We start from the raw sequence: 21,033 nt of genomic DNA, 5'->3' as shown, positions 1-21,033 counted from the left end.
GATGAACCTGACCCCTCGTGAAAAAGACAAACTGATGGTCGCCATGGCCGCCGAAGTTGCCCGCAAGCGCCTTGCCCGAGGCGTCAGGCTGAACCACCCCGAGGCTATCGCTCTGATCACCGACGCTGTGGTCGAAGGTGCGCGCGACGGTCGCTCGGTGGCTGACATGATGCAGGCCGGAGCCGAAGTGATCACCCGGGATCAATGCATGGAGGGCGTGCCCGAGATGATCCATGAGGTTCAAGTCGAAGCCACCTTTCCCGACGGCACCAAGCTTGTGACCGTCCACAACCCCATTCGCTAACAAAGGAACCAAGACATGAATCGTATGCTTTTCCCCGCCCTGATCGTTGCCGGCCCTGCCGCCGCCCACACCGATACGCATATCCATGCGCACGGCACGGACTACGCGACCCTTGGCGTTGGTCTGGCAGTTGTCGCACTGGCCGCAATCGCGCTGATGGTGAAGTTGAACAAATGATCCCCGGAGAGCTGTTCCCGGCCGAGGGTGAGATCACCCTGAACGCAAGTGCCAAGGCGATCACTCTGATGGTCGCCAATACCGGCGACCGCCCGGTTCAGGTCGGCTCGCACTATCATTTCGCCGAAACCAACCCGGCGCTCGACTTCGATCGTGCAGCGGCACATGGGCTGCGTTTGGACATCGCCCCCGGCACCGCTGTTCGGTTCGAGCCCGGTCAGGCGCGAGAGGTTTCGCTGATCCCGATCGGCGGAGCGCGCAAGGTCTATGGGTTCAATCAAAAGGTCATGGGGTCGCTCTGATGCCAGCAACAATAAAACGTTCTGACTATGCCGCGATGTTCGGCCCCACTACTGGCGACAAGCTGCGGCTGGCGGATACCGATCTGGTCATCGAGGTCGAACGCGACCTGACCGCTGAACGTGCGGGCGCTGCCGCCACCGGAGGGACGGGCGATAATGCGCTGCTCTACGGCGAAGAGGTCAAGTTCGGCGGCGGCAAGGTGATCCGCGATGGGATGGGGCAGTCTCAGGCCACTCGGGCCGAGGGGGCCGTGGATACAGTTATCACCAATGCGCTGATCGTTGACCACTCGGGTATCTACAAGGCGGATGTGGGTCTGAAAGACGGGCGTATCGCCAAGATCGGCAAGGCCGGGAACCCCGATACCCAACCTGGCGTAGATATCATCATCGGTCCCGGCACCGAGGCCATTGCGGGCGAGGGGCGCATCCTGACCGCAGGTGGCTTCGACAGCCATATCCACTTTATCTGCCCGCAACAGATCGAGGATGCGCTGCATTCCGGCCTGACCACTATGTTGGGCGGCGGGACGGGCCCGGCGCATGGCACTCTGGCCACCACCTGCACACCGGGTCCTTGGCATATTGGACGGATGTTGCAGGCCGCCGACGCGTTTCCAATGAACCTGGCTTTTGCTGGCAAGGGAAATGCCTCTCTGCCTGCTGCGCTGGAGGAGCAGGTCAACGCAGGTGCCTGCGCTCTGAAACTGCATGAGGATTGGGGCACGACCCCCGCCGCCATCGATTGCTGCCTCTCGGTGGCCGACGCGATGGATGTGCAAGTCATGATCCATACCGACACGCTGAACGAATCCGGTTTTGTCGAGAACACCGTGGGCGCAATGAAAGGCCGCACGATCCACGCCTTTCACACCGAAGGCGCAGGCGGTGGCCACGCCCCCGATATCATCAAGATCTGCGGCGAAAACCACGTTTTGCCGTCTTCGACCAACCCCACGCGCCCCTTCACTGTGAACACGGTCGAAGAGCATCTGGATATGCTGATGGTGTGCCACCACCTCGACAAATCCATCCCCGAGGACGTGGCCTTTGCCGAAAGCCGCATCCGGCGTGAGACGATCGCGGCCGAGGACATCCTCCACGACATGGGCGCGTTCAGCATCATCGCTTCGGACAGTCAGGCGATGGGTCGGGTCGGAGAGGTTCTGATCCGTACATGGCAGACCGCCGACAAGATGAAAAAACAACGCGGCCGCCTGCCCGAGGAAACCGGCGACAATGATAACCTGCGCGTTCGTCGTTACATCGCGAAATACACTATCAACCCGGCGATTGCGCATGGCCTGAGTCATCAGATCGGCAGCATCGAGGAAGGTAAACGCGCCGATCTGGTCCTGTGGAACCCGGCTTTCTTCGGGGTGAAGCCCGAGATGGTTTTGTTGGGTGGCACCATCGCCTGCGCGCAGATGGGTGACCCGAATGCCTCGATCCCAACGCCGCAGCCGGTCTATAGCCGCCCCATGTTCGGAGCTTTCGGCCGGTCGCTTGAAAACTCGGCGATCACATTTGTCTCGGAGGCCGCGCAAGCGAGTGGGATTGGTGATAAACTGGGACTGGCGAAACAAACCGTCGCCGTGCGCAACACGCGCGATATCGGCAAGCAGGATTTGCTGCTGAATGATGCAACGCCCCAGATCGAGGTTGACCCGGAAACCTATGAGGTCCGAGCCGATGGGGAGCTGCTCACCTGTCAACCTGCCGAGGTGTTGCCGATGGCGCAGCGCTATTTCATGTTCTGATTCAAAAAGGAGGCCACGATGACCACTCCTGACTTCCGACATTTTTTCGTATAAGTCATTGATATTATTATGCCTTGGTTGCCAAAAGGCACTACACGGACTTTTTTCGCCAGCGATTGTTTCGGAGTGTTGAGGGAGCTCAGGCTTTGGTCTGGCCAGTTTTTCGGGTGCGCCCGGGGGGTATCTTGAAAGGGGCTTCGTTCCAGGTCAGGCCGACGCAGGTGAGGATGCGTCTGGCATCGACCGTGGCATGGCTTGGCATGCCGTAGCGGTCAGGGGTGCCTTTGTGGCGCAGGATCGAGAGCTGCAATGCGTTCAACTCGTTGCGGATACGAGCCGGGCTCATCGGGTGTCCGAGCAGGTCCAGATGCTTGCGCAGGTGCTGCAGGCAGCAGAAGGCCATGTAGCAGATGGCGATATGGGCCCGGACCCGACGCGGCGACCAGTGATAGATGGGCCGGATTTTCAGATCGTGCTTGTTGGTGCGGAAGCAGGCTTCGATCTCCCACAACTGGTGATAGCGGGCAATGACGTCCTGTGCCTCCAGTTCGTCCGCACCATGAACAACAATGGCATGCAGCCCGTCCCATTGTGCCGCTGCCTTGATCTTTGCATCATCCAGCGTGACGTCCCCGCTGTCGGGGAAGGCCAGGAAGCGGCCATATCCCCGGCTGCTGAAGCTGCCGGGTTTGCGAGAGCGCTTGAGCTTCTTGTGCAGCTTTTCGATTGCCTTGTCGCGCTTGTGGGCATCATTGCGTGCCCGGGTGGGTGACCAGGTCACAATGACCCGCGCTCCCTCCTGGTCGATCACCTTGTACCAGCCCTTCTCGGTTGCCTCTTCAGAACCGTGTCCAGCCCAAGGCTGGCGTCCCTCCGGGCTCAAAATGTTCGCCTTCACGGCGGCCGGGGCGGACTTCATGCGATAGCCGAGGATGTAGGGCAGACCCTTGTTCTGCAACATCTGCTGGTTGTCCTTGCTGAGCATGGCGGCATCGGCCACGAACGTGACCCTGGCCACGTCGAAGCGTCCCTCCAACGCCTTCAGCGCAGCTTCCAGCGTATGACCTTCCCAGGTGTTTCCCGGGAAGAGTTCATAGCCCACAGGCAGCCCATCGGAGGTGACGATCAGCGCCAGCATGACCTGAGCGCGGTGATGCTTGCCATCCTTGCTGAAGCCCTTGGCCAGAAGATGATCCTGCTCGACCCCGTCCGCATCCTCGGCCGGGTCCTCGCGCTCGGTGTCAAAGGCCAGGGTCGTGCAATCGTAGAACAGCACGGTCACTGGCCCGCCCAGCAACTTCTCTGCCGCCGCGTGAGAGGTTTTGCAAATCCCGTCTATCACCGGCGTATTGATGTAATCCATGCTCCGATAGACCACGTCCAGATTGAGCGTGATGCCTGCCTGGTTCTCCAACGCCTCCACGGTCGCGCGCTTGCTCTCGGGCTGTGCGATCCGCGCCATAACCAGCTCTTTCACAATGCGATTGGCACTTTTACGCGCCGCCCCCAGAAGGGCCCCCCAACCCAGTTGGTCATACATCGTCCCCATGACATCCCGCAGACCCAGAGAGACCCGCGCCTCCTCACGGCACTCGGCAAGATCAACGCCAAGCTTGTCCGGCCGCGGAGCGCGGCGCACCAGCGCCTGCAGATCGGCATATTCCGTGGGCGTGAACAGTTCCATTTGCGGCGAGCGATCAATGCGTAATTGCTCCATCAAGCGGCCCGCCAGACGCTTGATATCCTCAATCTCGCTGTCGTTATGGGCCACACCCACATGGCGCAGGATCTTCTGGCGTACCTTGGAGCCGGTGCGGACGGATTCAACGATCTGGATCCGTGTGCGGTTGAGCTTTGCGTCATGTTTGGTGCGGATGAACATGGGCGAAGAGGTTAGCCATCTGAAGGCCCATGTCAATACTTTTTATAATAATGGGGCACTACAACGCGCCTCTGAGCAACCACACCTGAAAACAAACCAAAAACCCAGTCAGATCAACAAAAAGGTCGGAAGTCAGGAAAAAGGAGGCCACGATGACCACTCCTGACTTCCGACATTTTTTCGTATAAGTCATTGATATTATTATGCCTTGGTTGCCAAAAGGCACTACACGGACTTTTTTCGCCAGCGATTGTTTCGGAGTGTTGAGGGAGCTCAGGCTTTGGTCTGGCCAGTTTTTCGGGTGCGCCCGGGGGGTATCTTGAAAGGGGCTTCGTTCCAGGTCAGGCCGACGCAGGTGAGGATGCGTCTGGCATCGACCGTGGCATGGCTTGGCATGCCGTAGCGGTCAGGGGTGCCTTTGTGGCGCAGGATCGAGAGCTGCAATGCGTTCAACTCGTTGCGGATACGAGCCGGGCTCATCGGGTGTCCGAGCAGGTCCAGATGCTTGCGCAGGTGCTGCAGGCAGCAGAAGGCCATGTAGCAGATGGCGATATGGGCCCGGACCCGACGCGGCGACCAGTGATAGATGGGCCGGATTTTCAGATCGTGCTTGTTGGTGCGGAAGCAGGCTTCGATCTCCCACAACTGGTGATAGCGGGCAATGACGTCCTGTGCCTCCAGTTCGTCCGCACCATGAACAACAATGGCATGCAGCCCGTCCCATTGTGCCGCTGCCTTGATCTTTGCATCATCCAGCGTGACGTCCCCGCTGTCGGGGAAGGCCAGGAAGCGGCCATATCCCCGGCTGCTGAAGCTGCCGGGTTTGCGAGAGCGCTTGAGCTTCTTGTGCAGCTTTTCGATTGCCTTGTCGCGCTTGTGGGCATCATTGCGTGCCCGGGTGGGTGACCAGGTCACAATGACCCGCGCTCCCTCCTGGTCGATCACCTTGTACCAGCCCTTCTCGGTTGCCTCTTCAGAACCGTGTCCAGCCCAAGGCTGGCGTCCCTCCGGGCTCAAAATGTTCGCCTTCACGGCGGCCGGGGCGGACTTCATGCGATAGCCGAGGATGTAGGGCAGACCCTTGTTCTGCAACATCTGCTGGTTGTCCTTGCTGAGCATGGCGGCATCGGCCACGAACGTGACCCTGGCCACGTCGAAGCGTCCCTCCAACGCCTTCAGCGCAGCTTCCAGCGTATGACCTTCCCAGGTGTTTCCCGGGAAGAGTTCATAGCCCACAGGCAGCCCATCGGAGGTGACGATCAGCGCCAGCATGACCTGAGCGCGGTGATGCTTGCCATCCTTGCTGAAGCCCTTGGCCAGAAGATGATCCTGCTCGACCCCGTCCGCATCCTCGGCCGGGTCCTCGCGCTCGGTGTCAAAGGCCAGGGTCGTGCAATCGTAGAACAGCACGGTCACTGGCCCGCCCAGCAACTTCTCTGCCGCCGCGTGAGAGGTTTTGCAAATCCCGTCTATCACCGGCGTATTGATGTAATCCATGCTCCGATAGACCACGTCCAGATTGAGCGTGATGCCTGCCTGGTTCTCCAACGCCTCCACGGTCGCGCGCTTGCTCTCGGGCTGTGCGATCCGCGCCATAACCAGCTCTTTCACAATGCGATTGGCACTTTTACGCGCCGCCCCCAGAAGGGCCCCCCAACCCAGTTGGTCATACATCGTCCCCATGACATCCCGCAGACCCAGAGAGACCCGCGCCTCCTCACGGCACTCGGCAAGATCAACGCCAAGCTTGTCCGGCCGCGGAGCGCGGCGCACCAGCGCCTGCAGATCGGCATATTCCGTGGGCGTGAACAGTTCCATTTGCGGCGAGCGATCAATGCGTAATTGCTCCATCAAGCGGCCCGCCAGACGCTTGATATCCTCAATCTCGCTGTCGTTATGGGCCACACCCACATGGCGCAGGATCTTCTGGCGTACCTTGGAGCCGGTGCGGACGGATTCAACGATCTGGATCCGTGTGCGGTTGAGCTTTGCGTCATGTTTGGTGCGGATGAACATGGGCGAAGAGGTTAGCCATCTGAAGGCCCATGTCAATACTTTTTATAATAATGGGGCACTACAACGCGCCTCTGAGCAACCACACCTGAAAACAAACCAAAAACCCAGTCAGATCAACAAAAAGGTCGGAAGTCAGGAAAAAACAACGCGGCCGCCTGCCCGAGGAAACCGGCGACAATGATAACCTGCGCGTTCGTCGTTACATCGCGAAATACACTATCAACCCGGCGATTGCGCATGGCCTGAGTCATCAGATCGGCAGCATCGAGGAAGGTAAACGCGCCGATCTGGTCCTGTGGAACCCGGCTTTCTTCGGGGTGAAGCCCGAGATGGTTTTGTTGGGTGGCACCATCGCCTGCGCGCAGATGGGTGACCCGAATGCCTCGATCCCAACTCCGCAGCCGGTCTATAGCCGCCCCATGTTCGGAGCTTTCGGCCGGTCGCTTGAAAACTCGGCGATCACATTTGTCTCGGAGGCCGCGCAAGCGAGTGGGATTGGTGATAAACTGGGACTGGCGAAACAAACCGTCGCCGTGCGCAACACGCGCGATATCGGCAAGCAGGATTTGCTGCTGAATGATGCAACGCCCCAGATCGAGGTTGACCCGGAAACCTATGAGGTCCGAGCCGATGGGGAGCTGCTCACCTGTCAACCTGCCGAGGTGTTGCCGATGGCGCAGCGCTATTTCATGTTCTGATTCAAAAAGGAGGCCACGATGACCACTGCGATCAAAACCGCCCGTATCTATCACGATCACCACCACGATCCGGCGCATGCTCAGGTCTCGCTGGACTATGACGGGCGTTTCATGCGCCGTAAAATGCTGGCCACCGATGATGGTGAGACCTTTTTGGTTGATCTGGCGCACACGAAATCCCTCGACCATGGTGGGGTTCTGGTGCTGGAAGATGGGCGCGAGATTGAAATCATCGCCGCACCGGAAGAGTTGCTGGAAATCAGCGGGGACAATCTGCTGCACCTTGCGTGGCATATCGGCAATCGCCACACCCCCTGTCAGATCGAAGCCGACCGGCTCCTGATACAACGCGATCATGTCATTCGCGATATGCTTTTGAAACTGGGCGCAGAAATCCAAGAGGTCGTTGAACCCTTCACCCCCGAAGGCGGCGCTTATGGTCATGGCAGGACACATGGCCACGCCCACTAATTCCGATATCCTGACCTTGGTGCAGTGGTTGTCTCCGGCCTATCCGGTTGGCGGCTTCGCATATTCTCATGGGTTGGAGGCCGCGATTGAACTCGGTTCGGTTGCTGGCGCTCAGGATGCGGGCGCCTGGGTGTCGGACGTATTGGAGCATGGCTCTGGCTGGAACGACGCGCTTTTTCTGGGGGCGGCTTACGCCGCCGAAACCCCGGTCGATTTGACTGACATCGACGCCACAGCCCGCGCGTTCAGCGCCTCATCTGAGCGGTTGATGGAAACCAGTTTGCTCGGACAGGCGTTTGGAGCCGTGACCGGGGATGTTTGGGGCTTTGACTTGCAGCATCTGACCTACCCGGTGGCGGTAGGGCGTGCGGCACGATTGCAGAATTTGCCGTTGCCATTGGTTACTGAGATGTTCCTGCAGGCGTTCCTGAGCAATCTGGTCGCCTGTGCAACGCGCCTTGTTCCCTTGGGGCAAACCGATGCGCAGCGGCTGATACGGGATCTGACTCCGCTCTGTGCAGCGATTGCTGCAAAGGCGCAGGACGCGGGTCTGGAGGACCTCAGTTCGACGACCTTCCTCCCGGATATCGCGGCAATGAAGCATGAAACACAGTATTCAAGGATTTTCCGAACATGAGCAGTACGAACGGCCCCCTTCGTGTCGGCATCGGAGGCCCCGTCGGCGCGGGCAAAACCACCCTGACCGCCGCGCTGTCTGAGGCGCTACGCGATATCTGTTCGGTGGGCGTGATCACAAACGACATCTACACCCAAGAGGACGCCGAGGCGCTGATGCGGATGCAGATCCTGCCTCAGGACAGGATCATCGGCGTTGAAACCGGCGGTTGCCCGCATACCGCGATCCGAGAGGACGCCTCGATCAACCTTGCGGCTGTGGCCGAGATGCAGTCGCGCCACCCGGAGATTGACGTCGTGCTGATCGAAAGCGGCGGCGATAACCTGTCGGCGACGTTCAGCCCTGAACTGGCAGATGTAACGCTCTACGTGATTGATGTGGCTGCGGGCGAAGAAATCCCGCGCAAGGGTGGGCCTGCGATCACGAAATCGGATCTGTTGATCATCAACAAAACCGATCTCGCCCCGCATGTGGGCGCGTCACTTGAGGTGATGCAGGAAGACGCCACGCGCATGCGCAAAGGCCGACCGTTCTTGTTCGCCTCCTTGCGTCAACGGCAGGGCGTGCCCGAAATCGTCAGCGCACTGGCTGCGATTGGTGGGCTTGAAACGGCCTGAAGGAGAGCAGTAGCCGCAGATCGGTGCGGCGACCGTCGCTTCATATTTGGAGTGTTGTGTTGTCTAGAGGCTGACCGGGGCGATCAGGCCCCGACATTCACAACCATCTTGCCGAAATTCTCACCACGCAGAAGCTGGTTTAGCGCTTCGGGTGCGGCCTCTAGCCCCTCGACCATGTGCTCGCGATATTTAACCGATCCGTCCTGAATCCAACCGGTCATATCCCGGACAAACTCCTTGTAGAGCGAGGCCGGGAAGCTGTCGAAGATGATGAACCCCTGAGCCTTCACCTTCATCCGTAGCAGCGTGCCCATGATCGCAGGCCCCATATCCGGGCCATCCGGCAAGCCGGGCAGGTTGTACCACGAGACGACGCCGCAGATCGGGATGCGCGCAAAAGTGTTCAGCAGGGGCAGGACGCCGTAAAGCACCTTGCCGCCAACATTTTCGAAGTAGACATCAATCCCATCCGGGCAGGCGGCCCGCAATTGATCAGCGAAATCGGCAGCTTTGTGGTCGATACAGGCGTCGAAGCCCAGATTTTCCACCACATGCGCGCATTTTTCGGCTCCGCCCGCAACGCCAACGACCCGGCAACCTTTGATCTTGGCGATCTGCCCGACGGTTGCGCCGACCGGGCCGGAAGCGGCGGCAACGACCACGGTTTCACCGGGCTTGGGTTCGCCGATCTGTAGCAACCCGGCATAAGCGGTGTAGCCGGGCATACCCAGAATACCCAACGCCCAGGACGGGTTTTGTGGCGCTTTCCCCATGTTTATGACCTCGGTCCCGTCCGAGATCGCATAATCCTGCCAACCGCTGCCAGACGGCACGTAGTCACCCGCCTCGAATCCATCGAGGTTCGAGGTCACAACCTGTCCCACAACCTGTCCGGTCATGACCCCGCCAATCGCCACAGGCTCGGCATAGGATTTTGCGTCATTCATCCGTCCGCGCATATACGGGTCGAGCGACAAATAGCAGGTGCGGATCAGCATCTCTCCTGCGCCCAGAGTTGGAATATCCGTCGTCTCAAGCCGCAGCGTATTGTCGTCGGGTTCCCCCTTCGGGCGTTCGTTCAGAACGATGCGGCGGTTTGTGTCTGCGGTCTGGGGCATGGTCTTCTCTCTCTACTGAGGCTGGTTTGTCGCGCCGGCACGTCACAAGGATCGGGGCGTCGGATTTTGTGATACCGTTCTGTATTTCGGGCGGCGCGTCAATCTTTTCACACCTTTGTGCCGCAGGGTTTGCTCAGCAAAACAGCAGGGTTGAAGTTTGCCGTAGGCTCTAAGTTTGCCGGCACGTTTTCCGTTTGACTGCGCCGCAAATTAATTTAAGCCTTCGCAAAGAGATAGCCCCCAATCCAGACGTTCGCATGCCATCCAGCTTAGAAATACCAGCGACGTTGGGCCGCCGACCCGGGCATCCCTATAGGAAGGCCTATGATTGGTGGCCGCCCCCATCCCAGCGCTGAGATTGAACCCGAATTTCAATTCTACGCGAAAGACTAACATGACAACTCAAACTCTCTCGAAACCGGTTCAGGTTGAACTGGCCGAAACACATGTGCGTATCACCTGGCCCGACCATATGACCGGGGATTTCCCGTTCATCTGGCTGCGCGAAAACGACCCTGCAGGGTTCCATCCGCAGACGCAGGAGCGCCTCACAGACCTCACCGCCATTGCGCTGGATATCAAACCCGTGCAGGCATTCCAGTCCGACAACAGCCTGCTTGTTGTCTGGGCCGAGGATCAGGCACCCACCGGTTTTGATCTGGACTGGCTGCGCGATCACCGCCCCGGCCAACCTGCTTTTGACCCGGCTGATACCGGTTTTGTCACATGGCGGGCCGAGCTTTCGCCCGCCGGTATCCCGCGTGCGAATGCCGATGGGGTTATGACTCAAGACAGTGCTTTGAAGGACTGGCTGATCGCAGCGCGTCAATACGGGCTGAGCATTGTGGACCATCTGGCCGATACCACCGAAGCTGGCATGGACGTCGCGCGCCGGATCGGGTTTCTGCGCGAGACCAATTTTGGTCTGACCTTCGAGGTCAAATCCAAACCCAACCCGAATAACCTAGCCTACACGCCGGTTGCGCTGCCGCTGCACACCGACCTGACCAATCAGGAACTGCCTCCGGGGTTCCAGTTCCTGCACTGTCTCGCCAACGAGGCTGAGGGCGGTGAGTCGCTGTTCTGCGATGGCTATGCGGTGGCAGAGGACCTGAAACTGGAAGATCCCGATGCCTTTGACGCCCTGTGCGACATCTCGATACCGTTCCGTTTTCATGATGGAGAAACGGATATTCGCTCGCGCAAACGGGTCATCACCTGCGATGAAAACGGCGACGTGATTGAGATCTGCTTCAACGCGCATCTGGCGGATTTCCTTGATATCGAGCCCGTTCTGATGCCGCGCTACTACCGCGCCTATCAGAAGTTCATGGCGATGACGCGCGAACCCAAATACCTGCTTCAGCTCAAGCTGAAGGGGGGCGAAATGGTGGTCTTTGACAACCGTCGTGTACTGCATGGGCGGTCGTCCTTCGATCCCAATACAGGCCACCGTCACCTGCACGGCTGCTATGTGGACCGTGGTGAATTCGAAAGCCGCTTGCGTGTTCTGTCGCGTTAAGTGCCTGACAAAAGAGCAGCGCCGTCTTGGGGCGGCGCTGTCCCTCTACACCCTGTTGCGGAAGGCCGAGGGGGTCTGCCCGAACTCGGCCTTGAAAGCACGGGTCATCGCGCTGGCGTTCTCGTAGCCCGACCGGCTGGCGATCTCGGCGATGGATTGCTCGGTCTCTTCAGTCAGCCTGCGCGCAAGGTTCAGACGCAACCGACGATAGAGCGATTGCGGTGTAGTTTTCAGGTCCGCCTGAACGCGCATTTCCAGCCGTTTCTGAGTGCAGCCCGCTTTGCGCGCGACCTGCGTGATCGACAGCGGTGTTTCAAGGTTTGCTTGCATGATGGCCAGGGCGCGATTCACCAGAGTGTCTTCGGTTTGCATCGGTAAGGCATAGTGGTCGCTCCGGCCACGGCTCATAAACAGATGGGCGACCTCCATCGACAACAGCGGGCCGTGATCCGTGCGGATAAGCGCCAGTGCAAGATCAAACGCCGCCATCGCCCCGGAACAGGTCAGACGAGCGCCATCAATGACATAACGCTCTTGTACGACGTCCACAGCGGGAAAACCTTCTTCAAATCGGGAAAGCTCATCCCAGTGAATGGTCGCGCGCTGCCCATCCAACAACCCGGCCTGCGCCATCAACCAGCTGCCGGTATCCAGCCCGGCCACCTGTTCGTGCCTTTTTGCAGCAGCCAACAGGGCGCGTAGGGTACGGGGCGTGCCCAATTGCAAGAACCCGTAGGAGGGCATCACGACCAGAACATCCCCTTTGTGGTCGGTCAAGGCGACATCCGGCGTCACCGCAAGCCCGCTGGAGCTGTGGACGGGTTCTCCGTCAACGGAACAGAACCGCCACTCATACAAAGACTGCCGGGACAGAGTGTTGGCCGCTCGCAGAGGCTCGACCATGTTGGCGAGGCAGTGGTTCGAGAATCCATCGAACAGCAGAATGTTAAATCTGTGACTCAAAATTTTACCAACTTTGCATGATAGATGGCGAAAACTGCATGCCGTGACCATGAGGAATCTCGTTTCCTGCGTCAATCACCTATCCAAGGATATCGCGCCATGCAGTTTGGTCTCACCGAAGAACAGGACATGATCGTCTCGACAGTCCGCAGCTTTGTCGAAAACGAAATCTACCCGCATGAAGCCGAGGTCGAACGCACCGGTCAGGTGCCCCATGAGCTGGGCCAAGAGATCAAACAGAAATGCATCGACCTAGGCTTTTATGCCTGCAACTTCCCCGAAGAGGTTGGCGGCGCAGGCCTTTCACATCTCGATTTTACGCTGGTAGAGCGCGAGCTTGGTCGTGGCTCGATGGCTCTGACCCATTTCTTTGGTCGACCACAAAACATTCTGATGGCCTGCAATGACGAACAACGTGAACGTTATTTGCTGCCTGCTGTGCGTGGCGAAAGGATGGATGCGCTTGCGATGACCGAACCGGATGCGGGGTCGGACGTGCGCGGGATGAAATGTCAGGCTGTAAAGGATGGTGGCGATTGGGTCATCAACGGCTCCAAACACTTCATTTCGGGCGCGGAACACGCGGATTTCTTCATCGTCTTCATTGCGACCGGCGTGGATGAAACACCAAAAGGGCCCAAAAAGCGGATCACAACCTTCCTGGTGGATCGCGGAACGCCCGGGTTTGAGGTGCGCGAGGGGTATAACTCGGTCAGCCACAAGGGCTACAAGAACTACATCCTCTATTTCGACAATTGCCGCCTGCCCGATGCGCAGGTTCTGGGCGAGGTCGATGGCGGCTTTGCGGTGATGAACGAATGGCTCTATGCCACCCGTCTGACGGTTGCGGCGTTCTCGGTTGGTCGTGCGCGCCGCTGCTTTGACTACGCGCTGAACTACGCCGCCGAACGCAAGCAGTTCGGCCAGCCCATCGGCAAGTTTCAGGGTGTCGGCTTTCAGATCGCCGACATGATCACCGAGATTGATGCCGCCGATTGGCTGACCCTGTCGGCGGCCTGGCGTCTGGACGAAAACCTGCCCTCAAACCGCGAGATCGCCTCGGCCAAGCTCTATGCTTCGGAAATGCTGGCGCGGGTCACCGACGCGACGTTGCAAATCTATGGCGGCATGGGGCTTATGGACGATTTCCCGATCGAACGCTTCTGGCGCGATGCGCGGGTTGAGCGGATCTGGGATGGCACAAGCGAAATCCAGCGTCACATCATCAGCCGTGATCTTCTGCGTCCGTTGGGCGCCTGACGATGACCAAAGACCTCACCCGGCTTTTGCGCCCGAAATCCATCGCTGTGATCGGCGGTGGTGCTTGGTGCCAGCAGGTCATTCTACAATCTGAACGTATGGGCTATGCGGGTCAGATCTGGCCTGTTCATCCCAAGGCGACCGAGATCGCCGGCCATAGGGCCTATGCCAGTCTCGAAGATCTGACTGCACCGCCAGATGCCGTTTTCATCGGCATCAACCGGCATGCCACGATTGAGGCGGTTCGCACCCTTTCCGCCACTGGCGCAGGCGGTGCAGTGTGTTTTGCGTCAGGTTTTTCCGAGGCCGTTGCCGAGGATGACACAGGCGGCGATCTGCAAGCACAATTGGTGGCGGCTGCAGGCGACATGCCCATTTTGGGACCCAATTGCTATGGTTTCATCAACGCTTTGGACGGGGCCTTGCTGTGGCCCGACCAACACGGGGCCAAGCCGGTCGAGTCGGGCGTTGCGATCCTGACGCAAAGTTCGAATATTTCGATTAACCTGACCATGCAGAAACGCGCGCTGCCCATCGCCTATATGGTGACCTGTGGGAACATGGCGCAAACCAGTCAGGCGCAGATCGCTTCGGCCTTGCTGGACGATCCGCGTGTGACTGCCGTTGGCCTGCATATCGAAGGCTTCAAGGACATCCGCGAATGGGAGGCGCTAGCGCAGAAGGCCCACTCCAAAGGTATCCCTCTGGCGGCGCTCAAGGTCGGCGCGTCCGAGCAGGCTCAGGCCGCAACCGTGTCGCATACCGCCTCTCTGGCGGGAAGCGACGCAGGTGCGCAGGCTCTGTTGGAGCGTCTCGGCATTCCACGCCTATCCGCCTTGCCTGATTTTCTGGAAACACTGAAGCTGCTGCATTGCTATGGCCCGCTTCCGGGCAGCAACATAGCCTCGATCAGCTGTTCCGGTGGTGAGGCGAGCCTGATTGCGGACATGGCCGTTGGAACTGGGTTGTCTTTCCCACGCCTAAGCGACGGTCAGAAAGCCCACCTGCGCGAAGCACTCGGACCGATGGTGGCGCTGAATAACCCGCTGGACTACCACACTTATATCTGGCGCGATGAAGCGGCGATGGCGAAGGCCTGGGCTGGGATGACGGGCGACGACATAGACCTGACGTTCTCGATCCTCGACTATCCAACCACGGATGCGAGCGACTGGGCCTATGCCTCGCGTGCAGCGATGAAAGTGCGCGCGGAGATCGGCGCGCGATTTGCCGTTGCCGCGACATTGCCCGAGTTGCTGCCCGAAGATGTGGCGCAAGAGCTTATGGACGGCGGAGTGGTGCCCTTCATGGGGCTGCGCGAAGCTCTTGCAGCAACCGAAGCGGCAGGTCAGGTTACCGCTCCCTCGGGTACACCGGTCACATTGCCCGGAACGGCTGAGGCCAAAAGGACACTCACCGAAGGCGAGTCCAAACGCGTTCTGGCCGAGTGCGGACTGCGTATCCCGCAGAACCGCACAGTCACAGGAGCTGATCAGGCGCGCGCTGCCGCTCAGGACATGGATGCGCCCTTTGCGGTCAAAGGCGTGGGGCTAGCTCATAAGTCAGAACACGCGGCCGTGCGATTGGGTGTTCTTGCCGAAGACGTGGCCGACGTCGCCGCGGATATCGGCACCCCTGAAATTCTGATCGAAGAGATGATCACCGGAACAGTAGCTGAGCTACTTGTGGGTGTGGTGCGCGACCCAGCGCACGGGTTCGTCCTGACCCTGGGCGCGGGCGGCGTGCTGACCGAGGTGCTTCGCGATACCGCCTCCTTGCTGGTGCCCAGTTCCGCTGATGACATCCGCAGCGCTTTGGGCAAATTGAAGATTGCACCGCTTCTGGGAGGCTATCGCGGTCAACCGGCGGCTGATATGGATGCCATCGTGGCCGCTGTTGAGGCCGTTCAGGCCTATGTCATGCAAAACGCCGACACGCTTGGCGAGGTCGAAATCAACCCGCTCCTCTGCACGCCCGACAAGGCGGTGGCCGTGGATGCCCTCATCAGAAAGGCCTGAGATATGGACCCGATCAAAACCCGCCGTGATGGCGCGATTCTTGAGGTCACATTGGACCGGCCCAAAGCCAATGCCATTGATCTGGCGACCAGCCGCATCATGGGTGACGTCTTTGCCGAGTTCCGCGACGACCCGGACCTGCGCGTCGCGATCCTGACAGGTGCGGGAGAGAAGTTCTTTTGCCCCGGATGGGACCTGAAAGCCGCAGCCGATGGCGATGCGGTCGATGGGGACTATGGTGTTGGCGGTTTTGGCGGTCTGCAGGAATTGCGCGACATGAACAAACCCGTCATTGCAGCCGTGAACGGCATTGCCTGCGGCGGAGGTCTGGAGCTTGCGCTGTCCGCCGACATGATCTTGGCTGCGGACCATGCGAGTTTTGCGCTGCCGGAAATCCGCTCGGGTACCGTGGCGGATGCGGCCAGTGTCAAACTGCCTAAACGCATCCCGTATCACATCGCGATGGAGTTGCTGCTGACGGGCCGCTGGTTCGACGCGGAGGAAGCCAACCGCTGGGGTTTGGTGAATGAGATTGTGACCGCGGATCAGCTGATGGATCGTGCGTGGGAACTCGCCCGCCTGTTGGCCTCGGGCCCACCGCTGGTCTATGCCGCGATCAAAGAGGTCGTGCGCGATGCCGAAGACAGCAAATTCCAAGACGCCATGAACCGTATTACCAAACGGCAGCTGCGTACCGTCGATACTCTCTATGCCAGTGAGGACCAGCTGGAAGGCGCGCGCGCGTTTGCGGAAAAGCGTGATCCTGTGTGGAAAGGCAAGTAAGCAAATTTGGGGTCTGAACCCTCTCGGCGGCTCCTTCTTTCGATGGGGCCGTAACACTTTATCAGCTGTGCCCAAGGGTTCCTTGGGCGGCCTGCTAACGGATTGCATTCGCGTGTCATATTAAACTAGGACATGCCAGCCCAACGGGGCAACAGCACTTCAAACCTGCGCCACAACCCGAACGCAGCCAAACCGAAATCCATGCCACGCAATCCGTGAATTGTTCAGCGCGCGACAGAAACTGTTGCCTGAATCTGGCTGCATGTGAACAATTAGACTTGACTATGTGTCATTTATTTTTCCTAACTAACCAGTCAATCAAAAAAACAGGGAGGCTCCAGTGAAAGCCCTAACAACCATTTCAACCCTTGCCATTCTGGCATCTGCCGGGGCGGCATTGGCCAATTGCGACGAGGTCGTATTCTCGGATGTCGGCTGGACCGATATCACGGCGACCACTGCCGCAACGACAACGATTCTTGACGCTCTGGGGTATGATACCGAGATCAAGATCCTTTCCGTTCCAGTGACTTACACCTCGATGGCCGAAGGCGATATCGACGTGTTCCTGGGCAACTGGATGCCGACCATGGAAGGCGATATCGCACCGTATCGTGAGGCGGGAACGGTTGAAACCGTGCGCGCGAACCTTGAGGGTGCAAAGTACACGCTGGCCGTCAACGCTGCTGCTGCCGAGCTGGGCATCAAGGATTTCGCTGATATTTCAACACACTCCGATGCTCTGGATGGTAAGATCTTCGGAATCGAGCCGGGCAATGACGGCAACCGTCTGATTCAATCCATGATCGATGGCGATTCGTTTGGCCTCTCTGGTTTCGAAGTCGCTGAAAGCTCCGAGCAAGGCATGCTGGCGCAGGTGGACCGCGCCTCGCGCAAGGGCGATCCTATCGTGTTCCTGGGTTGGGAACCCCATCCAATGAACGCCAATTTCGAGATGTCCTACCTGACCGGTGGCGATGAGTTCTTTGGCCCCAACTTCGGCGGCGCGACCGTGTTCACCAACACCCGCAAAGGCTATGCAGAAGAATGCCCGAATGTTGGCGCGCTGCTGAACAACCTGGAATTCTCGCTGGCGATGGAAAACGAGATCATGGCCGCGATTCTGGATGGTGGCGAAGACCCGGCAGATGCAGCCAGCGCATGGCTGAAAGCCAACCCGGATGCCTATACACCATGGCTGGACGGTGTCACGACCCGTGACGGTGGTGACGCAGTCGCCGCAGTAAGCGCAGCACTGGGTCAATAACCTTAAACGCCCTTCGCCGCGTGTCTGTGGCGGAGGGCTTTTTTGTGGCCTGATTTCAGGCCCGGAATACTCTGAAAGGCAGACAGATGGATTGGCTGACCGACAACAAGATACCCGTCGGCAAGACGGCCCGAGCGGTTTTTGAATGGCTCCAAGAAATAGGGGAGCCATTTTTCGATTGGTTGTCCTGGGTTCTTGAGGCGCTGATTGATGGCATATTGTGGGTGCTGCAAACCCCGCATCCTTTGATCGTTGTGGGCGTCTTCGTAGGCATCACGTGGCTGTTGCAGCGGAAGTGGAAAGTTTGCCTGTTTGTGGCGCTGGGGTTCCTGTTCATTCTCAATCAGGGATATTGGGAAGAAACGACGGAAAGCCTGACTCTGGTTCTATCCTCCTGTCTGGTCTGTATGGCGATTGGCGTGCCTATTGGCATCGCAGCGGCGCACAGGCCCAAGCTTTACGTGGCAATGCGGCCGGTGCTGGACCTGATGCAAACCCTGCCGACCTTCGTCTATCTGATCCCCGCGATCGTATTCTTTGGTATCGGCATGGTGCCGGGCCTGATCGCAACCGTGATCTTCGTGTTGCCCGCTCCGATCCGCCTGACCCATCTGGGTGTGTCCTCGACTCCGACCCCGCTACTTGAAGCGGCCGAGGCCTTTGGCGCGACCAAATCCCAGACCCTGTGGAAGGTCGAACTGCCTTACGCGCTGCCGCAGATAATGACAGGGCTGAACCAGACCATCATGCTGTCGCTGTCGATGGTTGTGATCGCCGCTCTGGTTGGCGCAGACGGCTTGGGTGTGCCGGTCGTGCGGGCGCTCAATCAGGTGAACACGGCCCTTGGTTTCGAATCCGGCTTTGTCATCGTTGTTGTTGCGATCATCCTCGATCGCGTCCTTAGAGTGGAGGGGGTATGAATGATTTGTGATCGGCCAAACGCCCTGAATCTGTTAGAGGATTCGGGGAGGCGGATAGGTCTCAGGCTGGATGTTTTCGTAGGGCATTGTGACCCTGTAGTGGAGCTTAGCCTTCGCCTGTTTCCGAACAGCCCCCATAGGGCCCGGTTTTGGCCGGTGATCCTGCATAGGAGCTTGGTTTGGCCGTTCACGCCCCATTGGGGGCTCCGCCTCCTTGAGCAGGGAGTATAGCCATGGCTTACATAGGTGTCGATCTTCATACGAATTCCTTCACGATCTGTCGGCGTGAGACGGACGGATCGGAAACATTCCAAACCTTTCAACTGTCCGCGCAGGCGCTTGAGCAGTTCTGTCAGAGCCTTGATGCGGATGACGAACTGGCGGTCGAGGCCACCGGCAACACGGCCTGGTTCTGCGGTGAGGTGGAACCCTGTGTCGGCCGGATCGTTGTGGTCAACCCGCGCCAGTTTAAAGTGATCCGCACATCGGTGAAGAAAACCGATCGCAACGATGCCCGCGCCCTGGCGTTTTTCCTGTCGAAGGACATGCTGCCGGAAACCCGGCTCAAGTCCACTCAGGAAAGCGAACTGGCCTCGCTGACCCGGACGCGTGACATGCTGGTCAAACAGCGCACCATGCTGCTGAACGGCATCCACGCGATGTTTGTCCGCCACGGCATGAAGCTGAAGAAGGAAGGGTTGTCCAGCAAGAAGCGCCTGCGCGACCTGGATCTCAGCCGCTTCACACCGCTTGAGCAGGTCGAACTGGCGGCATTGCGGGACCAGGCGCTCGGCCTGACCGAAACCCTGAGCCGTCTCGACAAGGCCATCGAGGAGGCCGCCTCGGCCATGAAAGGCTTTGAGGGGCTCACCAGCATCAAGGGGATCGGTGCGCGATCTGCCGCGGTCCTGCTGGCGGGGATCGGCAGGGTTGAAGACTTCTCCGACGCGGACAAGCTGGCCGCCTATGTCGGCATCGTGCCCAAGGTGAGCAACTCAAACGAAACCGAACATCACGGGCGGATCACGAAGCGCGGCAACAAGCTCATGCGCACCACGCTGGTGCAATGTACGCTCATCGCGATCCGCTATTCGGGATATCTCAACAGCCATTATCGGCGCATCAAGGAACGCCGTGGCGCGGGCAAGGCGATCATAGCCACTGCCCGCAAGCTGCTCAAGATCATCTATGACACGCTCAAGAACGGCTGGGTCTTCGACGATTTTGTCGAATTTAAAATCAAACAAAATCAATGTCATGCTTGACAATCATCATAGGAGCATTGATCCATGACCGCAGTTGAATTTGACAATGTTTCAATCGCGTTCGGCAACGACCCCAAAAGCGCGTTGCCTTTCATGGACGAAGGCAAAGACCGCGCAACGGTGAAAGAAGCCTGTGGGCAGGTGCTGGGCGTCCACAATTGCTCGCTGACTGTGCATGAGGGCGAAACGCTGGTGCTGATGGGGCTGTCTGGTTCGGGCAAATCCACGTTGCTGCGGGCGGTGAACGGGTTGAACCCGGTGATCCGCGGCGCGGTTCGGGTCTCGGACGGATCGGAGATGGTGGATGTCACCAACGCCGACGCCCGTACCCTGCGCCGGATGCGGCAGAACCATATTGCGATGGTGTTCCAGCAATTCGGCCTGCTGCCGTGGCGCACGGTGCGCGAAAACGTCTGGCTGGGGCTGGAGCTGTCTGGCATGTCCCGCACTGAGAGGTTGCAGCGCACCGATGAGCAGCTTGCTCTGGTCGGTCTGTCCGACTGGGCGGATCGTAAGGTCGGAGAGCTTTCGGGCGGTATGCAACAACGCGTCGGTCTGGCCCGCGCCTTTTCCACTCAAGCACCGATCTTGCTGATGGACGAGCCGTTCTCGGCCCTCGATCCGCTGATCCGGACCAAGCTGCAGGATGAGCTGCTCCGCCTGCAGGAAAAGCTCAAACGCACGATCATCTTCGTGTCCCATGACCTTGATGAGGCCTTCAAGATCGGCAACCGTATCGCCATCATGGAGGGCGGTCGCATCGTACAATGCGGCACCCCGTCCGAGATCTACTCGAAGCCCGAGGACGAATACGTTGCCGACTTTGTCGCGCATATGAACCCTCTGGGCGTTTTGCGCGCGCGGGACGTGATGGAGCCTGCAACTGGTACGCCGGACCGCTCTATCGACGCGGATACGGATATTCGCGACGTTATCCAGGGCTTCGACCAGAACAACGCACCGGTCGGCGTGACCGAGAACGGGGCGATCATCGGTCAGGTCACAAAAGACCGCGTGTTGAACAAGCTGGTTGATCCGATGGGGCAGTAGCCC

The 21,033-nt window shown here is 59.1% G+C and carries 21 protein-coding genes and 1 pseudogene; 18 read left to right on the top strand and 4 right to left on the bottom strand.

Annotated elements, in window-relative coordinates; genetic code table 11:
- Position 1 precedes the first annotated feature (1 nt).
- From ACOERD_RS08550 to ureC, 4 genes are read left to right on the top strand one after another with little or no spacing between them, the layout of a single operon-like run.
- Positions 2-304 (top strand): urease subunit gamma, encoded by a 303-nt coding sequence (locus ACOERD_RS08550; RefSeq protein WP_170378531.1) that lies wholly within the window; start codon positions 2-4, stop codon positions 302-304.
- Between the two features lie 15 nt (positions 305-319).
- Complete coding sequence (locus ACOERD_RS08545) at positions 320-481, top strand: hypothetical protein (protein WP_419738725.1); 162 nt, start codon at positions 320-322, stop codon at positions 479-481.
- Positions 478-783 (top strand): urease subunit beta, encoded by a 306-nt coding sequence (locus ACOERD_RS08540; RefSeq protein WP_170643278.1) that lies wholly within the window; start codon positions 478-480, stop codon positions 781-783. Before ACOERD_RS08545 ends, ACOERD_RS08540 begins: the two co-directional genes overlap by 4 nt.
- Entirely contained in the window at positions 783-2,543 is a 1,761-nt protein-coding gene (gene ureC, locus ACOERD_RS08535) for an urease subunit alpha (protein WP_419738724.1), read from the top strand. Before ACOERD_RS08540 ends, ureC begins: the two co-directional genes overlap by 1 nt.
- Before the next feature lie 139 nt (positions 2,544-2,682).
- Here the strand turns inward: ureC and ACOERD_RS08530 are convergent, their stop codons facing one another.
- Positions 2,683-4,425 carry an IS1634 family transposase gene (locus ACOERD_RS08530; RefSeq protein ID WP_419737624.1) on the bottom strand — a complete coding sequence of 581 codons (1,743 nt, stop codon included), beginning with the start codon at positions 4,423-4,425 and terminating at the stop codon, positions 2,683-2,685.
- On the opposite strand from ACOERD_RS08530, the gene ACOERD_RS08525 reads away from it, so the two are divergent.
- The gene (locus ACOERD_RS08525) at positions 4,418-4,591 is read left to right on the top strand and encodes a hypothetical protein (RefSeq protein ID WP_419738723.1); all 174 of its coding nucleotides are present in this window, start codon (positions 4,418-4,420) and stop codon (positions 4,589-4,591) included. The two genes, ACOERD_RS08530 and ACOERD_RS08525, sit on opposite strands and share 8 nt — an antisense overlap.
- A 107-nt stretch (positions 4,592-4,698) precedes the next feature.
- Here the strand turns inward: ACOERD_RS08525 and ACOERD_RS08520 are convergent, their stop codons facing one another.
- Entirely contained in the window at positions 4,699-6,441 is a 1,743-nt protein-coding gene (locus tag ACOERD_RS08520; RefSeq protein ID WP_419737624.1) for an IS1634 family transposase, read from the bottom strand.
- On the opposite strand from ACOERD_RS08520, the gene ACOERD_RS08515 reads away from it, so the two are divergent.
- The 5 genes and pseudogenes from ACOERD_RS08515 to ureG all read left to right on the top strand — a co-directional run bounded on the left by ACOERD_RS08515 (position 6,434) and on the right by ureG (position 8,864).
- A complete protein-coding gene (locus ACOERD_RS08515) occupies positions 6,434-6,622 on the top strand; it encodes a hypothetical protein (RefSeq protein WP_419738722.1) in 189 nt (62 codons plus the stop codon). The two genes, ACOERD_RS08520 and ACOERD_RS08515, sit on opposite strands and share 8 nt — an antisense overlap.
- Positions 6,579-7,139 (top strand): annotated as a pseudogene (locus tag ACOERD_RS08510) (amidohydrolase family protein); the annotation flags it as partial. The gene ACOERD_RS08515 and the pseudogene ACOERD_RS08510, both read left to right, overlap by 44 nt.
- Before the next feature lie 18 nt (positions 7,140-7,157).
- A complete protein-coding gene (gene ureE / locus ACOERD_RS08505; RefSeq protein ID WP_419738721.1) occupies positions 7,158-7,610 on the top strand; it encodes an urease accessory protein UreE in 453 nt (150 codons plus the stop codon).
- Positions 7,582-8,247 (top strand): urease accessory protein UreF, encoded by a 666-nt coding sequence (locus ACOERD_RS08500; RefSeq protein ID WP_419738901.1) that lies wholly within the window; start codon positions 7,582-7,584, stop codon positions 8,245-8,247. The genes ureE and ACOERD_RS08500 overlap by 29 nt, the downstream gene beginning before the upstream one ends.
- Positions 8,244-8,864: an urease accessory protein UreG gene (gene ureG, locus ACOERD_RS08495; RefSeq protein WP_170675879.1), complete on the top strand. Its 621-nt coding sequence runs from the start codon at positions 8,244-8,246 to the stop codon at positions 8,862-8,864. The genes ACOERD_RS08500 and ureG overlap by 4 nt, the downstream gene beginning before the upstream one ends.
- Before the next feature lie 83 nt (positions 8,865-8,947).
- Here the strand turns inward: ureG and ACOERD_RS08490 are convergent, their stop codons facing one another.
- Entirely contained in the window at positions 8,948-9,982 is a 1,035-nt protein-coding gene (locus tag ACOERD_RS08490) for an NADP-dependent oxidoreductase (RefSeq protein WP_419738720.1), read from the bottom strand.
- A gap of 472 nt (positions 9,983-10,454) precedes the next feature.
- Between ACOERD_RS08490 and ACOERD_RS08485 the strand changes: the two genes are divergently transcribed.
- Positions 10,455-11,504 (top strand): TauD/TfdA family dioxygenase, encoded by a 1,050-nt coding sequence (locus ACOERD_RS08485; protein ID WP_419738900.1) that lies wholly within the window; start codon positions 10,455-10,457, stop codon positions 11,502-11,504.
- 45 nt (positions 11,505-11,549) lie between these two features.
- On the opposite strand, the gene ACOERD_RS08480 is transcribed toward ACOERD_RS08485, so the two are convergent.
- Entirely contained in the window at positions 11,550-12,467 is a 918-nt protein-coding gene (locus ACOERD_RS08480) for a GlxA family transcriptional regulator (RefSeq protein ID WP_419738719.1), read from the bottom strand.
- Between the two features lie 99 nt (positions 12,468-12,566).
- Here ACOERD_RS08480 and ACOERD_RS08475 point away from each other — a divergent pair, with 99 nt between their 5' ends.
- The 7 genes from ACOERD_RS08475 (at position 12,567) to choV (ending at position 21,030) form a co-directional block, all read left to right on the top strand.
- Positions 12,567-13,727, top strand: a complete 1,161-nt coding sequence (locus ACOERD_RS08475; RefSeq protein ID WP_419738718.1) for an acyl-CoA dehydrogenase family protein — start codon at positions 12,567-12,569, stop codon at positions 13,725-13,727.
- Between the two features lie 2 nt (positions 13,728-13,729).
- On the top strand, positions 13,730-15,745 hold the full coding sequence (locus tag ACOERD_RS08470; RefSeq protein ID WP_419738717.1) for an acetate--CoA ligase family protein: 2,016 nt from the start codon (positions 13,730-13,732) through the stop codon (positions 15,743-15,745).
- Positions 15,746-15,748: 3 nt separating this feature from the next.
- A complete protein-coding gene (locus ACOERD_RS08465) occupies positions 15,749-16,528 on the top strand; it encodes a carnitinyl-CoA dehydratase (RefSeq protein WP_170378506.1) in 780 nt (259 codons plus the stop codon).
- 340 nt (positions 16,529-16,868) lie between these two features.
- Positions 16,869-17,795: a choline ABC transporter substrate-binding protein gene (gene choX / locus ACOERD_RS08460; RefSeq protein ID WP_170675872.1), complete on the top strand. Its 927-nt coding sequence runs from the start codon at positions 16,869-16,871 to the stop codon at positions 17,793-17,795.
- 86 nt (positions 17,796-17,881) lie between these two features.
- Positions 17,882-18,715 (top strand): choline ABC transporter permease subunit, encoded by an 834-nt coding sequence (choW, locus tag ACOERD_RS08455; protein WP_419738716.1) that lies wholly within the window; start codon positions 17,882-17,884, stop codon positions 18,713-18,715.
- Positions 18,716-18,948: 233 nt separating this feature from the next.
- Positions 18,949-19,980, top strand: a complete 1,032-nt coding sequence (locus ACOERD_RS08450) for an IS110 family transposase (protein WP_419737763.1) — start codon at positions 18,949-18,951, stop codon at positions 19,978-19,980.
- A gap of 24 nt (positions 19,981-20,004) precedes the next feature.
- On the top strand, positions 20,005-21,030 hold the full coding sequence (choV, locus tag ACOERD_RS08445) for a choline ABC transporter ATP-binding protein (RefSeq protein WP_170639741.1): 1,026 nt from the start codon (positions 20,005-20,007) through the stop codon (positions 21,028-21,030).
- Positions 21,031-21,033: the final 3 nt, after the last annotated feature.

Origin of the sequence: Ruegeria sp., from assembly GCF_965199275.1 — a bacterium.
In the GTDB taxonomy this organism is placed as follows: Bacteria; Pseudomonadota; Alphaproteobacteria; order Rhodobacterales; family Rhodobacteraceae; genus Ruegeria.
This window is presented reverse-complemented; position numbering and strand designations above follow the sequence as displayed.

Excerpts from the sequence above, each read along its gene's own strand:
- ACOERD_RS08500 (WP_419738901.1), top strand. The coding sequence starts at position 7,582 with ATGGCAGGACACATGGCCACGCCCACTAATTCCGATATCCTGACCTTG.
- ACOERD_RS08520 (WP_419737624.1), bottom strand. The coding sequence starts at position 6,441 with ATGTTCATCCGCACCAAACATGACGCAAAGCTCAACCGCACACGGATC.
- choV (WP_170639741.1), top strand. The coding sequence starts at position 20,005 with ATGACCGCAGTTGAATTTGACAATGTTTCAATCGCGTTCGGCAACGAC.
- choW (WP_419738716.1), top strand. The coding sequence starts at position 17,882 with ATGGATTGGCTGACCGACAACAAGATACCCGTCGGCAAGACGGCCCGA.
- ACOERD_RS08490 (WP_419738720.1), bottom strand. The coding sequence starts at position 9,982 with ATGCCCCAGACCGCAGACACAAACCGCCGCATCGTTCTGAACGAACGC.
- ACOERD_RS08485 (WP_419738900.1), top strand. The coding sequence starts at position 10,455 with ATGACCGGGGATTTCCCGTTCATCTGGCTGCGCGAAAACGACCCTGCA.
- ACOERD_RS08525 (WP_419738723.1), top strand. The coding sequence starts at position 4,418 with ATGAACATGGGCGAAGAGGTTAGCCATCTGAAGGCCCATGTCAATACT.
- ureG (WP_170675879.1), top strand. The coding sequence starts at position 8,244 with ATGAGCAGTACGAACGGCCCCCTTCGTGTCGGCATCGGAGGCCCCGTC.
- ACOERD_RS08450 (WP_419737763.1), top strand. The coding sequence starts at position 18,949 with ATGGCTTACATAGGTGTCGATCTTCATACGAATTCCTTCACGATCTGT.
- ACOERD_RS08475 (WP_419738718.1), top strand. The coding sequence starts at position 12,567 with ATGCAGTTTGGTCTCACCGAAGAACAGGACATGATCGTCTCGACAGTC.
- ureE (WP_419738721.1), top strand. The coding sequence starts at position 7,158 with ATGACCACTGCGATCAAAACCGCCCGTATCTATCACGATCACCACCAC.
- ureC (WP_419738724.1), top strand. The coding sequence starts at position 783 with ATGCCAGCAACAATAAAACGTTCTGACTATGCCGCGATGTTCGGCCCC.
- ACOERD_RS08540 (WP_170643278.1), top strand. The coding sequence starts at position 478 with ATGATCCCCGGAGAGCTGTTCCCGGCCGAGGGTGAGATCACCCTGAAC.
- ACOERD_RS08530 (WP_419737624.1), bottom strand. The coding sequence starts at position 4,425 with ATGTTCATCCGCACCAAACATGACGCAAAGCTCAACCGCACACGGATC.
- ACOERD_RS08550 (WP_170378531.1), top strand. The coding sequence starts at position 2 with ATGAACCTGACCCCTCGTGAAAAAGACAAACTGATGGTCGCCATGGCC.
- ACOERD_RS08465 (WP_170378506.1), top strand. The coding sequence starts at position 15,749 with ATGGACCCGATCAAAACCCGCCGTGATGGCGCGATTCTTGAGGTCACA.
- ACOERD_RS08545 (WP_419738725.1), top strand. The coding sequence starts at position 320 with ATGAATCGTATGCTTTTCCCCGCCCTGATCGTTGCCGGCCCTGCCGCC.
- ACOERD_RS08470 (WP_419738717.1), top strand. The coding sequence starts at position 13,730 with ATGACCAAAGACCTCACCCGGCTTTTGCGCCCGAAATCCATCGCTGTG.
- ACOERD_RS08515 (WP_419738722.1), top strand. The coding sequence starts at position 6,434 with ATGAACATGGGCGAAGAGGTTAGCCATCTGAAGGCCCATGTCAATACT.